The organism is Streptomyces sp. NPDC029169, assembly GCF_055563935.1.
Window position 1 is genome coordinate 108,606 of record NZ_JBVHXA010000014.1, and the last position, 15,812, is coordinate 124,417.

12 protein-coding genes are annotated in these 15,812 nt (G+C 72.7%); 4 read left to right on the forward strand and 8 right to left on the reverse strand.

Annotated elements, in window-relative coordinates; all coding sequences use genetic code 11:
* Position 1 precedes the first annotated feature (1 nt).
* Complete coding sequence (locus tag ACZ4VI_RS24570; RefSeq protein WP_468002449.1) at positions 2-562, forward strand: phage tail protein; 561 nt, start codon at positions 2-4, stop codon at positions 560-562.
* A 728-nt stretch (positions 563-1,290) separates the two neighbouring features.
* Entirely contained in the window at positions 1,291-1,965 is a 675-nt protein-coding gene (locus ACZ4VI_RS24575; RefSeq protein ID WP_468002450.1) for a discoidin domain-containing protein, read from the forward strand.
* A 155-nt stretch (positions 1,966-2,120) separates the two neighbouring features.
* On the opposite strand, the gene ACZ4VI_RS24580 is transcribed toward ACZ4VI_RS24575, so the two are convergent.
* Both ACZ4VI_RS24580 and ACZ4VI_RS24585 read right to left on the reverse strand, forming a co-directional pair.
* A complete protein-coding gene (locus ACZ4VI_RS24580) occupies positions 2,121-3,683 on the reverse strand; it encodes a PucR family transcriptional regulator (RefSeq protein WP_468002452.1) in 1,563 nt (520 codons plus the stop codon).
* 89 nt (positions 3,684-3,772) lie between these two features.
* Positions 3,773-6,346, reverse strand: coding sequence for a type IV secretory system conjugative DNA transfer family protein (locus tag ACZ4VI_RS24585; RefSeq protein WP_468002454.1), 2,574 nt, complete (start codon positions 6,344-6,346; stop codon positions 3,773-3,775).
* A gap of 429 nt (positions 6,347-6,775) precedes the next feature.
* On the opposite strand from ACZ4VI_RS24585, the gene gabT reads away from it, so the two are divergent.
* Together gabT and ACZ4VI_RS24595 are read left to right on the forward strand one after the other, a co-directional pair.
* Positions 6,776-8,110, forward strand: coding sequence for a 4-aminobutyrate--2-oxoglutarate transaminase (gene gabT, locus ACZ4VI_RS24590; RefSeq protein ID WP_468002456.1), 1,335 nt, complete (start codon positions 6,776-6,778; stop codon positions 8,108-8,110).
* A 97-nt stretch (positions 8,111-8,207) separates the two neighbouring features.
* A complete protein-coding gene (locus tag ACZ4VI_RS24595) occupies positions 8,208-8,969 on the forward strand; it encodes a phosphatase PAP2 family protein (protein ID WP_468002457.1) in 762 nt (253 codons plus the stop codon).
* Here the strand turns inward: ACZ4VI_RS24595 and ACZ4VI_RS24600 are convergent.
* The 6 genes from ACZ4VI_RS24600 to ACZ4VI_RS24625 form a co-directional block, all read right to left on the reverse strand.
* A complete protein-coding gene (locus tag ACZ4VI_RS24600) occupies positions 8,935-10,737 on the reverse strand; it encodes a chitinase (RefSeq protein WP_468002459.1) in 1,803 nt (600 codons plus the stop codon). The genes ACZ4VI_RS24595 and ACZ4VI_RS24600 overlap by 35 nt on opposite strands.
* Before the next feature lie 96 nt (positions 10,738-10,833).
* Positions 10,834-11,292 carry a hypothetical protein gene (locus ACZ4VI_RS24605; protein ID WP_468002461.1) on the reverse strand — a complete coding sequence of 153 codons (459 nt, stop codon included), beginning with the start codon at positions 11,290-11,292 and terminating at the stop codon, positions 10,834-10,836.
* A gap of 177 nt (positions 11,293-11,469) precedes the next feature.
* Complete coding sequence (locus ACZ4VI_RS24610; RefSeq protein WP_468002463.1) at positions 11,470-12,888, reverse strand: NAD(P)/FAD-dependent oxidoreductase; 1,419 nt, start codon at positions 12,886-12,888, stop codon at positions 11,470-11,472.
* 36 nt (positions 12,889-12,924) lie between these two features.
* Positions 12,925-13,719 carry an ABC transporter permease gene (locus ACZ4VI_RS24615; protein ID WP_468002465.1) on the reverse strand — a complete coding sequence of 265 codons (795 nt, stop codon included), beginning with the start codon at positions 13,717-13,719 and terminating at the stop codon, positions 12,925-12,927.
* Positions 13,719-14,648, reverse strand: coding sequence for an ABC transporter permease (locus ACZ4VI_RS24620; protein ID WP_468002467.1), 930 nt, complete (start codon positions 14,646-14,648; stop codon positions 13,719-13,721). Before ACZ4VI_RS24620 ends, ACZ4VI_RS24615 begins: the two co-directional genes overlap by 1 nt.
* Positions 14,645-15,796 (reverse strand): ABC transporter ATP-binding protein, encoded by a 1,152-nt coding sequence (locus ACZ4VI_RS24625; RefSeq protein WP_468002469.1) that lies wholly within the window; start codon positions 15,794-15,796, stop codon positions 14,645-14,647. The genes ACZ4VI_RS24620 and ACZ4VI_RS24625 overlap by 4 nt, the downstream gene beginning before the upstream one ends.
* Between the last annotated feature and the right edge of the window lie 16 nt (positions 15,797-15,812).

Sequence of the window (15,812 nt, forward strand, 5' to 3'; positions counted from 1 at the left end):
CGTGCGAGCCGCCGTGCCCGGGCTGCCGAGCCCGCATCCGCTGATCGACCAACTGCCCGCGGTCTACGCGGAGCAGGACTTCCTGCGGCGGTTCCTGGCCGCCCTCGACGACGTCCTGGCGCCGGTGCTGCTGACCGTGGACAACATGACCGCGCACCTCGACCCGCGGTCCGCGCCGGAGGACTTCCTGGACTGGCTGGCCCAGTGGGTGGCGGCGGAGCCGCACGAGGAGAGCCCGCTGGACCAGCGCCGGGCGGCGGTGCGGGGCGCGGTGACCCGCCACCGCGCCCGCGGCACGGCGGGCGGCCTCGCGGAGGCCCTGCGCCTGGCGACCGGCACGACCCCGGAGATCCTCGAATCGGGCGCAACCACGTGGTCGCTCCACCCGGGCTCCCCCCTCCCCGGCGACCCCCACCCCCGGGTCACCATCCGCCTCCCCGTCGAGGACCCGCCCCGCGCGGAACGCCTCGACCGGGTGCGCCTGGAGCACCTGATCGCCTCCGAGATCCCCGCCCACGTGGCCTTCACCTTGGAGTTCGTCCCCCTTGGAGGTGCGTCATGACCTGCGGCTCGTGCGGCTTTCGGAACGCGCCGGGGGCGGAGTTCTGTGCGGAGTGCGACGCGTTTCTGGGGTGGGAGGGGGAGGCCGGAGGCGTACCGGGTGCGCCGCAGGGGCCGGGCGGGTCTGGCGGCGCAACGGCCGGGCCGGGTGCACCGCCCGCGCCCGGCGCGGCCGGTGACGCACCGGCCGGGCCGTCGGGCCGCCCCGACGGCGACGTGCCGGGCGGGCCCGGCCCGCATGCGGACAGGGCCGGCAGCCGGTCCGGCGGGACGTCGGGTGGGACAGCCGGGCCGTCGAACGGGCGCAGTGCGGCGTCCGGCGGGGCCGGTGGGACGCCGGACGGATCTGCCCACGCGCCGGTCCCGCCCGGCGGGCACCCGGGCACGCCCGACGAACCCTCCGACCCAGGTACCCCCGGCAGCCGACCTCGCCCGGATGGGCCGGGCGGGGCCGACGGGCCCGGTGGAGCGGCGCGGCGGCCCGGAGAAGCGCACGGCGCGCCGACGGATGGCACCGCCGGGGCGTCCGACGGGCGTCCCCGCCCGGACACGGGCCCCGGCGCGCCGCGGCAGCCCGGGCAGGACCAGGGGGAGCGGGTGCCAGGGCCCGAGGTGGTGGGGGTGCCGGAGGCGCCCGACACGCCGCCGGATGCCCGGGTGGGCGTGCGGTGTCGCCATTGCGGGGCCGAGAACGACCCCGACCGCACCCTGTGCGTACGTTGTGCGCTGGTGCTGGATTCCGGGCCGCCTCCCGAGGCGCCGTTGCCGTGGTGGCGAAGGCTGCTGCGGCGGCGCCGGCGTCAGGCGCCGGAGGCCGGGGCGCGGCCGCGGCGGCGGTTGTGGCGGCGGCCACGGATCGCGCTGCCGTTGGTGCTGGTCCTGCTGGCCTGCGGCCTCTGGTTCGGCCGGCCGTACCTGCCCGGTCTCCTCGGCCTCGCCCGGAACGAGACCGGCACTCCCGAGTCCCTGCCGCCCACGGCCGTTCGTGCCTCGACCGCACAGCGGGACCACCCGGCGACCGCCGCCTTCGACGGCTTCTCCAACCGCTACTGGGCGCCGGCCGCCGGCGGCCCCGGGACCGGGGAGTTCCTGGAGGCCGACTTCGAGCAGCCGGTGCGGATGATGAAACTGATCGTGTTCGCGGGGGTGTCCCCGAAGAAGGACGAGTTCCTGACCCAGGGCCGCCCGGCCCGCCTCCTCGTCGAGCTGACGGACGCGGACGGGGACCGGTCCACCAAGCGCCTCACCCTGAAGGACCAGCCGGGCCAGCAGACCTTCGACGTACGCGGCTCCGGCGTGGTCCGGATCCGCCTCACGACCGAGGCCTCCTACGGCACCGGCGCAGGCGCCGCGAAGGGCACCCGCCCGGCCGTGGCCGAGGTGGAGTTCTTCGGCCGCCGCTGAGCACGCCCGACCGGCCACCCGAGGGCCCCTCCGGCTTGCCCGTACGGCCCGGCACTCGGGGCGGTCGACCGGCGCCCGAAGGCCCCTCCCGCCCTCCGCCGGCCGCCCGTACAGCCGGTACTCGGCCCGGCCGACGCGCCGCGGCCCGACGCGCCCTACTCCTTGCCGGACCCGTCCTCCCCCGTCGCCTTCAGCGCCAGCCACAGCTCCATCCGTACGTCCGGATCGTCCAGGGACCGGCCGAGGATCTCCTCCACCCGCCGCATGCGGTAGCGGAGGGTGTGGCGGTGGACGCCCAGGTCCGCCGCCGCCGCGTCCCACTGGCCGTGGCGGGAGAGCCAGGCCCGCAGGGAGGCCACCAGGTCGCCGCGCCCGGTCGCGTCGTGCTCGTACAGCGCGCGGAGCATGCCGTCCGCGAAGGCGCGGACCGCGTCGTCGGCAAGGAGCGGCAGTACGGAGCCCGCCGCCAGGTCCTCGTGCTCGACCAGCGCCCGGCCGCGCCGCCGCGCCACCGACAGGGCCTGTTCGGCCTGCTTGTACGCGGCCGCCGCCGCGATCGGGCCCGCGGGCGCGGAGAGCCCGACGACGACGCCGGCCTCCTCCGCCTCCCGCTCCGCGTACGCCTCGCACGCCGTGACGACCGCGCCGCCGTCCCCCGCCAGGACGAGCAGCCGTTCCTCGCCCTCCGGGACCGTCAGGACCGTCTCGCCCGCCCGCGCCGCAGCCGACTCCAGGGCCTCCGCCAGCTCCGGCAGCGGCGGCTCGCCCTCCCGCTCCCCCGTCGCCGGTTCGGCGATGAGCAGCCGGAACGGGGCGTCGAGGAGCCCGCCGTACAGATCGCCGGCCACCGCCCGCGCGTGGTCGGGCTGGCCGGACAGCATCATCCGCAGCACCGCCGCGCCGAGCCTCCCCTCAGCCGCTTGGAGCGAGCGCGAACGCTCGGTGGTCAGCGTGAGCAGGGCGATCGCCGAGTGCACGGCGTACCGTTCCGCCGTCCCCAGCGGCGCACCCGTGCCGACCGCAAGCGCGCCCCTGACCCGTCGGCCCGTCCCCAGCGACTGGAGCTCGACCCGGTCCTCCGTGCCGCCGACGACCGCGCTCGCGGGCGCGGGCCGTTCCCGGAGCCGTTCGACGTCGGGCGTCAGCCGGGCGGCCCTGCGCGCCGCCCACTCGGGGGACACGGCCAGGACGGTGCCGGAGGTGTCGTACAGCGCCGCCCACCCGTCCACATGGGCCGCGAGCCGCGCGACCACCGCGTCCGGCCCTTCGGCGAGCGCGGCCCGGGTCATCTCCCGCTGGGCCTCGAAACCGGCCGTGACCGCCCGGTACTGGTCGGCCGCGATGGCCGCCGAGACCGCCTTGCTGATGGCCAGGAACGGGGTGCGCCGCGGTACTTCGAGGAGCGGCAGCCCCTCCGCCCCCGCCGCGTCGAGGAGGGCCGTTGGAATGTCCTCGTAGTTGACGCCGACGGCGAAGCCGAGCCCCACCACGCCCGCGGCGAGCAGCCGCCGCACGTAGCGGCGCATCGCCTCGGGGTCCTCGGCGTCCAGGGTGAGCCCGGTGGTGAGCAGCAGCTCGCCGCCCTCCATGTACGGGACGGGGTCGGCGAGCTCGCTGACGTGGGCCCAGCGCACGGGGGTGTCGAGGCGGTCCTCACCCGCGCGGACGGTGAGCTTGAGCGCGGAGTGCTGAACGAGTGAGGCGAGGGTGGGCGGCATTGGGGACCGTCGGACCTTTGAGCGAGGGGTCGCCGCTCAGCCGAGCGGCGCCCTCGATTGTGCCAGGGCCCGCGAGCGCCCGCTCCGCGTCAGCCGCGGAGGTCCACGAGCAGCGGTGGCGTGTGTTCGCCACGTACGTGGGTCAGGGACAGCACCGCGTGCCCGGCGGGGACGGCGTGGGCGAGATCGGACGCCGACCAGCGCTCCCGCTCCACCTCCCGTACGGTCACGGCCTCCGCCGTCGCCGCCCGGCCGGTCACGAGCCGCCGCATGAAGTGCAGGGCCTTGGTCAGCGGCTCGTCGGAGATGATCTGCCGGTTGGTGACGTCCCGGGTCTGCACCCACTCGGTGCCCCAGGTCTCGGCGAACCGTCCGCCGTCCCACGGGGCGATCCCGGCGAACGCCATCCGGCACCCGACCGCCCCGAGGAGCGGCCCGCGCAGCGCCTCCGGCACGTCCTCCAGGCTGCGGAGCGCGAGGACGACGCCCGCGTGGGCGGAGCGCAGCCGCTGCAGGGCCCGTACGGAGTCGCCGGTGACGGTGTACGTGGCGTCGTCCAGGACCAGACAGGCGAAGAGGGACCGGTCGCGGCGGGCGAGCGCGGCCTCCGCGAACTGGGCGAGCAGGAGGCGCGAGACGATCCGGGACGCCTCGGCATGCCCGCGTTCGGGCAGGTCGACCCGGACGCGGAGCGGGTGCTCAACAGCCCGCAGCGAGAACTGCGGCCGCTCCCGCGCGTCACGGCGGGCGGCGCGGGAGCCGGCGCCGGTAGCACTGGCCGCGCCGGAGTCGGCACCGCCGACCGCGCCCACGCGGGGGCCCGCCGCCGCGCCGGCGTCTGCCCCGCCCAACGCGCCGGAGTCGGTACCACCGGCCACGCCGGAGTCGGCACCGCCGACCGCGCCGACGCGAGGGCCCCCGGCCGCGCCGGGGTCGCCGCCGCCGACCACGCCCACGTGAGTCCCGCTGGCTGCGCCGAAACGGGTATCCCCGGCCGCGCCGGAGTCGGCACCGCCGTCACCACCGGCCGCGCCCGCGTCCGTACCGCCCCCCGGACCCCCCTCCGTGCGGAAGAAGCCCGCGAACGCCGGCCGGTCCAGGAAAGCGATGCGTTCGGCGAGCAGGACGCCGGTCTCGTCGCCGCGCTCGGCCTGCCGCTGCCGGGCATCGAGCTCGCGCAGCTGGGCGGGGTCGTCGGCGACGGCGGTCCGCAGGGCGGCGAGGGCCTCGGGCGTCCCGCCGAGCAGCTCGCGCAGCTCGGGCACGCCGGGGAAGCGGCCGTACGCGGCCAGGAACGGCCCGATCAGCTGGGCGAGGGCGGTGGCGGCCCGGCGGCTGTCGGCGACCAGGTCCCCGACGAGTGCCTCGGCGAGGATCCGGGCGGCCTCGTCGGGGTCGTCGGCGCCGCCGTACAGGTCGAGGTCGTGGGTGGACTCGCGCCGCCCGACGGAGACGACGACGTCGAAGGACTCGTCGGGGCCGAGGGCGGCGCCCTGGGCGGTGACGGCGACGACGGCGGCCCGGTTGGCGAGCGCCTGCAGGCAGAGCGCCTCCACGACGGGCCGCACGAGCCGCACGGTCTTCCCGGAACCCGCGGGCCCGACGGCGAGCAGCGAGGTCCCGAGCACGCCCGGTTCCAGGGCGACGCCGGTGGTGCGCCGGGCGTAGGGGTTGCGCGGGTGGTCGGCGGCGGTGCCGATGAGGACCTGGTCGGTGGCGAGGTCGTGGGTGGCGGTACGGACGGGCAGGTCGCGCAGGCCCGAGGGGTGGCCACACGCGGCGGCGCCCCGGGTGCGCACGGCCTCGGTGAAGGCGGCGAGGCGCTCGGGCCGGGTCCGTACGCCCTGCCAGGCACGGCGGATCCGGGCGTAGTCGACGTCCCCGAGCACGCCCTGCCGGGTGGCCTCGGCGAGCTGGGCGGCGGCCTCGGTCAGTCCGGCGTCGCGCAGCTCGGGCCACTCGGCGGGGTCGGCGGCCGGCGGAGCCGGAGGAGGCGGGGCGGTCGCCGATCCGCCGGTCCCGAAGCGTCGCCGTACGGCGGGCCAGGCGCCGGCCCGCCCGACCGCCGCGACGAGGGCGGCGATCAGGAGGACGTAGTAGAGGTTGGAGACCCAGGTGAGCCAGGTGACCGTGCGGGGCATCTCGCGCCAGACACCCGGCAGGAGCACGAACAGGGGCCAGATCGGAACGCCGTAGCGCTGCCAGACCTCCCGCCAGTTGCCGACGCGGCCGAAACCGACCGCAAAGAGGGCGAGGAGGATCGCGTACCAGAGGTAGGTCGCGCCGACGTACACCTCGAAGTCGGGGCTGGCGGGGGTACGCCAGTCGGCGGGCACGAGCCACAGCATCGGCAGCAGCCACCAGTCGTTGACGAAGATCCACCACCCCTCCAGGTAACCGTTCCAGAGCAGCGACCACAGGAGCCAGCCGCAGAGGTACGCGACGAACGCGCCGGTGATCAGCTGGCGGCCGGGCACGAGGTCCGGCTCCCGCTCGGGCCGCTCGCGGTGCCCGAGCCGCCAGATGCCGGGGGCGGCGGCGGGGCGGGGGATACGGAGCCACTCGGCGACCCCGATCCGGGTGGGCGCGTGCGCGGGCGGCGGCGGTACGGGGGCCACCGCGGCGACCCGCCGCCCCGCCCCGGCCCGACGGTCCTGCAGCACGGGACTGGCCTGCGGTACGGGAGGCCGCGGGGGGCCGGGCGGTACCGGCGGGCCCGCCGGGCGCGGGACCGCGCCTCCCCGGGTGTCGCGTGACTCGCCACCCCGGGCGTCACGGGGCTCGCCACCCCGGGTGTCGCGCGGCTCGCCACCCCGGGCGTCACGCGGCTGGCCTCCCCATGCATCGCGTGACTCGTACGTGCCTTCGGTCTCCATGAACCCCTGCCCCCTGACCAGCCAGGTCGCCACATCTGTGCCACCGTCAATCTAGTGGGCACGGACCGGCCCGGAGCGGTTTCCCCGCCGCCATGTCCACACCGGACAACGACACACCCCCCAACACTCCCTATCGGCGCATGCCCGCGCCCCTCCCCCGCGCCTAGCCTGCGGAAGAAACCCACAAGAGCGTCCAGAACACCCCAGGAGCCCCGCATGAACGCTGTCCCGCAGGAGCGGCGCGTCGTCACCGCCATCCCCGGTCCGAAGTCGCAGGAGCTTCAGGCCCGCCGCCTCGACGCCGTGGCCGGCGGCGTGGGCTCCGTGCTGCCCGTCTTCACCGCGAAGGCCGGCGGCGGCATCATCGAGGACGTCGACGGCAACCGCCTGATCGACTTCGGCTCCGGTATCGCCGTGACCTCCGTCGGCGCCTCCGCCGAGGCCGTCGTGCGCCGCGCCGCCGCGCAGCTCGCCGACTTCACGCACACCTGCTTCATGGTGACGCCGTACGAGGGCTACGTGGAGGTCTGTGAGGCGCTCTCCGAGCTGACCCCGGGCGACCACGCCAAGAAGTCCGCGCTGTTCAACTCGGGCGCCGAGGCCGTCGAGAACGCCGTCAAGATCGCCCGCTCGTACACCAAGCGCCAGGCCGTCGTCGTCTTCGACCACGGCTACCACGGCCGCACCAACCTGACGATGGCGCTGACGGCGAAGAACATGCCGTACAAGCAGGGCTTCGGCCCGTTCGCGCCCGAGGTCTACCGCGTGCCGGTCGCCTACGGCTACCGCTGGCCCACCGGCCCGGAGAACTGCGGCCCCGAGGCCGCCGCCCAGGCGATCGACCAGATCTCCAAGCAGATCGGCGCCGACAACGTCGCCGCGATCATCATCGAGCCGGTCCTCGGCGAGGGCGGCTTCATCGAGCCGGCCAAGGGCTTCCTGCCGGCGATCGTGAAGTTCGCCAACGACAACGGCATCGTCTTCGTCGCCGACGAGATCCAGTCCGGCTTCTGCCGCACCGGCCAGTGGTTCGCGTGCGAGGACGAGGGCATCGTCCCGGACCTGATCACGACCGCCAAGGGCATCGCGGGCGGTCTGCCGCTCGCCGCCGTCACCGGCCGCGCCGAGATCATGGACTCCGTGCACGGCGGCGGTCTGGGCGGCACCTACGGCGGCAACCCGGTGGCCTGCGCCGGTGCGCTCGGCTCCATCGAGACCATGAAGGAGCTCGACCTCAACGCCAAGGCGAAGCACATCGAGTCCGTCATGAAGGCCCGCCTGTCGACGATGGCCGAGAAGTTCGACGCCATCGGCGACATCCGCGGCCGCGGCGCCATGATCGCCATCGAGCTGGTCAAGGACCGCGCGACCAAGGAGCCGAACCCGGAGGCCGCGGGCGCGCTCGCGAAGGCCTGCCACGCCGAGGGCCTGCTGGTCCTGACCTGTGGCACCTACGGCAACGTGCTCCGCTTCCTGCCGCCGCTGGTCATCGGTGACGACCTCCTGAACGAGGGTCTCGACATCATCGAGAACGCGTTCGGCCAGATCTGACGCGTCTGACACACCGTGTGAAGAGAGTGTGGGGGGCCGATGGCGGGATGGAGATCCGGCTGTCGGTCCCCTTCTCTCTGCCGTACGGTTTCTGCAGATGAGAGAAACACCTCGCTCACAGGAAACTGCGAGCGACACCAGGCCGGAGCCTCCCCAGCCCCGTCCTGGCCGCGCCCTGGCGCACACCACTGGAGCCTCGCGCTCCGGAACTCCTCACCGATCGGATGGCCGCCCGCCCCACACCCCCCGGGGCGCGCGGCAGTCCGGTCACCACGGAAGCCCCGGAACCACCCCCCCTGTTCCGGGGCTTCCGGCTGTCTTCTCGGCGGTTCTCCTCTTCGCGGTCGTCACCTGGCAGGTTGCCGTCGGCGGCCCGCTCGCCCGCCTGGACGAGCGCGTCTCGCGCTCCCTCGTCGACCGTGTCCCCCGGTGGCTCTCCGAACTCGGCGCCGACCTCGGCAACATGCCGGTCGCCCTCCCGATCCTCGGCTGCGCGATGGCGTACGCGGCGTGGCACGGCCGACGCGCGGCAGCCCTGTACGCGGGGCTCGCCATGGCACTCGTACCGGCGCTGGTCATCCCCCTGAAGGAGTGGACGGCCCGCCCGGGTCCCCTGGAGCCGTGGGCGGCGGGCTATTACCCGTCGGGCCATACGGCGACGGCGATGGTGGCGTACGTGGGCGCGGCGTTCCTGGTCTCGAAACGCCTGATCCCCGTCGCCGCCGTACTGACGGCGGCGACGGGAACCGGACTGGTCCTGCGGGGCTACCACTGGCCGCTGGACGTCGTGGCCAGTCTCTGTCTGGGGCTGCTGATTCTGACCGTCAGCTCCAGTTGTACGAATCGAAGTTCCGGCTGAACTCCCAGCCGTTGTACCGGTCCCAGTTGATCGACCAGGTCATCAGGCCGCGCAGCGCGGGCCAGGTGCCGTGGGTCTGGTACGAGCCGCAGTTCACCTTCTTCGTCAGGCAGTCCAGGGCGTTGTTCACCTCGGCCGGGGCCGTGTGGCCGTTGCCCGCCTGGGTGGAGGCCGGGAGGCCGATGGCGACCTGGTCGGGGCGGAGGGCAGGGAAGACACGGTCGGTGTTGCCGGCGACCGGGAAGCCGGTGAGGAGCATGTCGGTCATGGCGATGTGGAAGTCGGCGCCGCCCATGGAGTGGTACTGGTTGTCGAGGCCCATGATCGGGCCCGAGTTGTAGTCCTGGACGTGGAGCAGGGTGAGGTCGTCGCGCAGGGCGTGGATGACCGGGAGGTAGGCGCCGGCGCGCGGGTCCTGGCCGCCCCACTGGCCGGAGCCGTAGTACTGGTAGCCGAGTTGGACGAAGAAGGTCTCCGGGGCCATCGTCAGGACGAAGCCGGAGCCGTACCTGGCCTTCAGGGACTTGACCGCCGAGATCAGGTTGACGATCACCGGGCTGGTCGGGTTACGGAAGTCGGTGTCGCCGGTCTGGAGCGAGAGGGAGTGGCCCTCGAAGTCGATGTCCAGGCCGTCGAGTCCGTACTCGTCGATGATCTTCGAGACGGAGGTGACGAAGGCGTCGCGCGCGGCCGTGGTGGAGAGCTGGACCTGGCCGTTCTGGCCTCCGATGGAGATCAGGACCTTCTTGCCCGCGGCCTGCTTGGCCTTGATCGCCGCCTTGAAGTCCGTGAGTGATTCCACGTTCGGGCATTCCGTCTGCGGGCACAGGCTGAAGCGGATGTCACCCGACGTCACCGAAGTCGGTTCGCCGAAGGCGAGGTTGATGACGTCCCAGGGGTCGGGGACGTCGGCCATGCGGGTGTAGCCGGAGCCGTTGGCGAAGCTGGCATGGAGGTAGCCGACCAGGGCGTGGGTGGGGAGGCCCGGGGTTCCGCCGCCCCCGCCCGACGTCGTCGTCGCCGTCACCGCCGCGGACTTCGCCGACTCGCCCGCGCTGTTCACGGCCGAGACCTGGAAGCTGTACGAGGTGGAGGGCGCGAGGCCGGTCGCGGTGTACGAGGTGCCGGTGACCGTCGCCACCAGGGCTCCGCCGCGGTAGACCTTGTACGAGGTGGCTCCGGAGACGGCGGGCCAGGACAGCGGTACGGAGGTGGAGGTCGGGGAGCCGGCGGCCAGGCCGCTGGGGGTGGCGGGTATCTGGACGGGGTCGCCGCCGGGGCCGAGGAGGGAGAGGTCGTCGGCGACGTAGGCGCCGGTGCCGTACCAGCCGTGGGTGTAGATCGTGACGGACGTCGTCGAGGCGCCCGTGGTGAAGGTCGTGCTGAGCTTCTGCCAGTCGGGGGCGGACTGGGTCCAGGTGGAGACGTCGCCGGTGCCGGTGCCGGACGCGCCGAGGTAGATGTAGCTTCCGCGCACCCAACCACTCAGCGTGTAGGCCGAGTTCGGCTTGACGGTGACGGTCTGGGAGCACTTGGCGTTGTCGCTGCCCGCCGGGGTCGCCTGCAGCGCCTTCGTCCCGCCGTGCACGGGTGACGAGACGACGGCTCCGCCGGCCGCCGTACAACTCCAGCCGTCGAGACCGGATTCGAAGCCGCCGTTGCGGGCCAGTTCGGAGTCGGCGGCCTGGGCAAGGGGAGTGAGCGCGACGAGTCCGCCGGCGGCGAGCGCGCCCGCCAGTACAAGCGTGAGAGGTCTGGTGCGGTCCACAACTGCCTCCGGGGGTGGGGGAATCGAGGTGGAGCGCGCCACAGCATGGTCCAGACCAATCAAGTGGTCAAGACCTCTGTTCGCCCGCCAGGACCTCTACTCCCCTTCCCCCCGCGCCAGTCGGCCCGCCGCCTCGTGCATCGCCAGCTCAAGCAGCGAGGCGTCGTTGAGCGTGCCGCTGCCGTCCGGTGTCACCAGCCAGCGCACCCCGCCGGCCCTCCGACCCGGGTACGGGACGACGATCCAGGTGCCGCTGCCCGCGCTGCGCACCCCCGTGCCGAGCCAGCGCGCGGCCGTGCCCGGCGGCACGAAGAAGCCCATCCGCTCCTCACCGAAGTCGGCGAGGACCGGCCCCGGCCGGTCCACGAGCCGGGTCAGCACGTCGAGGGTCGGATAGCCGAGCTCCCCCGGCAGGATCAGCACGTCCCACCGCCGGCCGGCGGGCAGCAGCGCGATCCCCAGCGGGTTGCGCTCCCACTCCCACCGGCAGGCGTCGGGATCCGGCGCCACCGACGCCAGCCATTCCACCGCGCTCTTGGCCCCAGGACCAGTCATGACCAACAGCCTCCCTTCTGTGTGTTCAGCGATGTCCACACGCAGAGAGCGGGGTCGGTCACGATCATGACGCGGGTTCGGGCCACCAGTTGGGAGTGAACTGGGTCACATCCAGGGCACCTGGTGTGCGCCGGGGGCGCCCACCCGGCGCACTCGCGCCCTTCGGGCGCGCCGCGCTCAGCTGTCGAAGCCCAGACCCATGCGGTCCATCGCCTTCAGCCACAGATTGCGGCGGCCGCCGTTCTCGTCGGCGCGCGCCAGTGACCACTTGGTGAGGCCGATGCCGGCCCAGGCGATCGGCTCCGGCGGGAAGGGCAGCGGCTTGGAGCGGACCATCTCCAGGTCCGTACGCTCCGTGCGCTCACCGGCCAGCAGGTCGAGCATCACGTCGCCGCCGAAGCGGGTGGCCCCGACACCGAGGCCGGTGAAGCCCGCGGCGTACGCGACCTTGCCCTGGTACGCCGTACCGAAGAAGGCCGAGAAGCGCGAGCAGGTGTCGATCGCGCCGCCCCAGGCGTGGCTGAAGCGGAGCCCCTCCAACTGCGGGAAGCAGCGGAAGAAATGCTCGGCGAGCTTCAGATACGTCTCCGGGCGGTGGTCCATCTCGGCGGCGACCCGGCCGCCGAAGCGGTAGATCGCGTCGTAACCGCCCCACAGGATCCGGTTGTCGGCCGTGATCCGGAAGTAGTGGAACTGGTTGGCGCTGTCCCCGAGCCCCTGGCGGTTCTTCCAGCCGACGGCGGCGAGCTGCTCGGGCGAGAGCGGCTCGGTCATCAGGGCGTAGTCGTAGACCGGGACGGTGTAGTGCCGGACCCGCTTGACCAGCGACGGGAAGACGTTGGTGCCGAGCGCGACCCGGCGGGCGAGGACCCGGCCGTACGGGGTGCGCACGCCCATCCCCGCGCCGAAGGTGCGCAGCTCAAGACCCGGGGTGTTCTCGTAGATCCGTACGCCCAGGTCCTGGCAGGCCCGCTTCAGACCCCAGGCCAGCTTGGCGGGGTTGACCATGGCGACCCCGCGCCGGTCCCACAGGCCGCCGAGGAAGGTCGGGGAATCGACCTCCGCGCGGACCGCGTCGCCGTCGAGGAGTTCGAGGCCGTCCGCGAGACCGAGCCGCTCGATCTCCGCGTACACCTCGTGGAGTTCCTCGACCTGGTACGGCTCGGTGGCGACGTCGATCTCGCCGGTGCGCTCGAAGTCGCAGTCGAGGGAGTAGCGGGCGACGGACGCCTCGATGGCGTCGAGGTTGCGCTCGCCGAGCTCCTCGAGCTTCGGCAGCTCGCCCGGCCAGCGGGCGAGCCCGTTGCCGAAGCCGTGTGTGAGGGAGGCCGCGCAGAAGCCTCCGTTGCGGCCCGAGGCGGCCCAGCCCACCTCGCGGCCTTCGATCAGTACGACATCCCGGGAGGGGTCGCGCTCCTTGGCGAGGAGCGCGGTCCACAGTCCGCTGTAGCCACCGCCGACGACGAGAAGGTCGCACTTCTCGGTGCCGGTGAGGGCGGGCACGGCTCCGGGCTTGCCGGGATCTTCCAGCCAGAAGGGGACGGGCTGGGCGTCGGAGAGAGATTGTGCAGCGAGACGCATGGCGACTGGGGCCATGGTTTCCAACTCCTTCAGGTGTTGCTCAGGGCGTACTCAGCTTGTCGCTGTTTTCTTGCGCCGGTTCGTGATGATCTGTCCGGCTACCACCACCAGTACGGCGATGACGAACATGGCCGTGCCGATGACGTTGATCTGGACGGGCGTACCGCGCTGGGCCGAGCCCCAGACGAACATGGGGAAGGTGACGGTGTTGCCCGAGTTGAAGTTGGTGATGATGAAGTCGTCGAACGAGAGCGCGAAGGCGAGCAGTGCGCCGGCGGCGATACCGGGGGCGGCGATCGGCAGCGTGACCCGTACGAAGGTCTGCACCGGGCCCGCGTAGAGGTCGCGCGCGGCCTCCTCAAGACGCGGGTCCATGGACATCACGCGCGCCTTGACCGCCGTCACCACGAACGACAGACAGAACATGATGTGGGCGATCAGGACCGTCCAGAAGCCCAGCTCAGCGCCCATGTTGAGGAAGAGCGTGAGCAGGGAGGCGGCCATGACGACCTCGGGCATGGCCATCGGCAGGAAGATCAGCGAGTTGATCGCGCCGCGCGCCCGGAAGCGGTAGCGGACAAGGGCGAAGGCGATCATCGCGCCGAGGATCGTCGCGCCGAGGGTGGCCCAGGCCGCGATCTGCAACGACAGGGTCAGCGAGCCGCACAGGTCGGCGACGCCGCACGGGTCCTTCCAGGCATCCAGGGAGAAGCGCTGCCAGGCGTAGTTGAAGCGCCCGTTCGGCTTGTTGAACGAGAACACCATCACGACGATGTTCGGCACGATCATGTACGCGAGCGTCAGCAGGCCCGCGATGGCGACAAGGTTCCGGCGGATCCAACGCATCAGACCAGGTCCTCCGTTCCCGCACGGCGGATGTAGACGGTGACCATGAGCAGCACGATCGCCATGAGGATGAAGGACAGCGCGGCGGCCGTCGGGTAGTCGAGCACCCGCAGGAACTGCGACTGGATGACGTTGCCGACCATCTTGGTGTCGGTCGAGCCGAGCAGTTCCGCGTTGACGTAGTCGCCGCTCGCCGGGATGAAGGTGAGCAGGGTGCCCGAGACGACGCCCGGCATCGACAGCGGGAGCGTCACCTTGCGGAAGGTGGTGGCGGGGGACGCGTACAGGTCCTTCGCGGCCTCGTGGAGACGGCCGTCGATGCGCTCCAGGGAGGTGTAGAGCGGCAGGATCATGAATGGCAGGAAGTTGTACGTCAGGCCGCAGACCACCGCCATCGGGGTGGCGAGCACGCGGTCGCCCTCGGTCCAGCCGAGCCAGCTGGTCACGTCGAGCACGTGCAGCGCGTTGAGCGCGTCGACGACCACGCTGTCGTCGGCCAGGATCGTCTTCCACGCCAGCGTCCGGATGAGGAAGCTGGTGAAGAACGGCGCGATGACGAGGACGAGCAGCAGGTTGCGCCAGCGGCCGGCCTTGAAGGCGATCAGGTACGCCAGCGGGTAGCCGAGGAGCAGGCACAGGAGCGTGGCGGTACCGGCGTAGAGCAGGGAACGGACGAACTGCGGCCGGTACTCCTGGAAGGCGTCCCAGTAGGTCTGGAAGTGCCAGGTGACCTCGAAGCCCTTCTCCAGGGAGCCGGTCTGCACGGAGGTCGAGGCCTGGTAGACCATCGGCAGCGCGAAGAAGACGAGCAGCCAGACGATGCCGGGCAGCAGCAGCCAGTACGGGACGAGCCGCTTGCGCGCGGACGCCTTGCGCACGGGCGGTTCCTCTATGGGTGGCGTTTCCTCCTTGGTCAGCGTGGCACTCATGCGGCGTCCTCCACCGTCTCGACACCCGCGTCGATGTCCTGGGCGGCGTCGAGGCCGAAGGTGTGGGCCGGGTTCCAGTGCAGGACGACCTCGGCGCCGGGCACCAGGCGGGAGTCGCGCTCGATGTTCTGCTCGTAGACCTGGAGTTCGGCCCCGGCCGGCGAGTTCACCACGTACTGCGTGGAGACGCCGATGAAGGAGGAGTCGGCGATCCGGCCGGTGACCTTGTTGCGGCCCTCCGCGATCTTCCCCGCGTCGTCGGCGTGCGCGAGCGAGATCTTCTCGGGCCGGACGCCCACGAGGACCTTGCCCCCGGTGCGTACCGTCGCCGAACAGCGGTCCACGGGCAGCCGCAGCTTGCCGCCGCCGGCCGTCACGACCAGGTCGGAGCCGCCGGTCTCGGCGACCTCGGCCTCGATGAGGTTCGAGGTGCCGAGGAAGTTGGCGACGAACGTCGTCCGCGGGTTCTCGTACAGGTCGGCGGGCGCGCCGAGCTGCTCCACCCGGCCGCCGTTCATCACCGCGACCTGGTCGGCCATGGTCATGGCCTCCTCCTGGTCGTGGGTGACGTGCACGAAGGTGATGCCGACCTCGGTCTGGATCCGCTTGAGCTCCAGCTGCATCTGGCGGCGCAGCTTGAGGTCGAGGGCGCCGAGCGGCTCGTCGAGGAGCAGCACCTGCGGGTGGTTGATGAGCGCGCGGGCCACGGCGACGCGCTGCTGCTGGCCGCCGGAGAGCTGGTGCGGCTTGTGCTTGGCCTTGTCGCCGAGCTGGACGAGCTCCAGCATGTCGTCGACCTGCTGCTTCACGGACTTGATGCCGCGCCGGCGCAGGCCGAAGGCGATGTTCTCGGAGACGTCCATGTGCGGGAAGAGCGCGTAGGACTGGAAGACGGTGTTGACCGGCCGCTTGTACGGCGGGAGGTCGGTGACGTCCCTGTCGCCGAGGAAGACCGAGCCGGTGGTGGGGTCCTCCAGGCCGGCGATCATCCGCAGCGTGGTCGTCTTGCCGCAGCCGGAGGCGCCGAGGAGCGCGAAGAACGAGCCCTGCGGGACGGTCAGATCGAGCGGATGGACGGCGGTGAACGAGCCGTACGTCTTGCTGATCCCGGTGAGACGGACGTCGCCGCCGGTGTTCTTGTCAGTCATGGGTTGCGATCCCGGT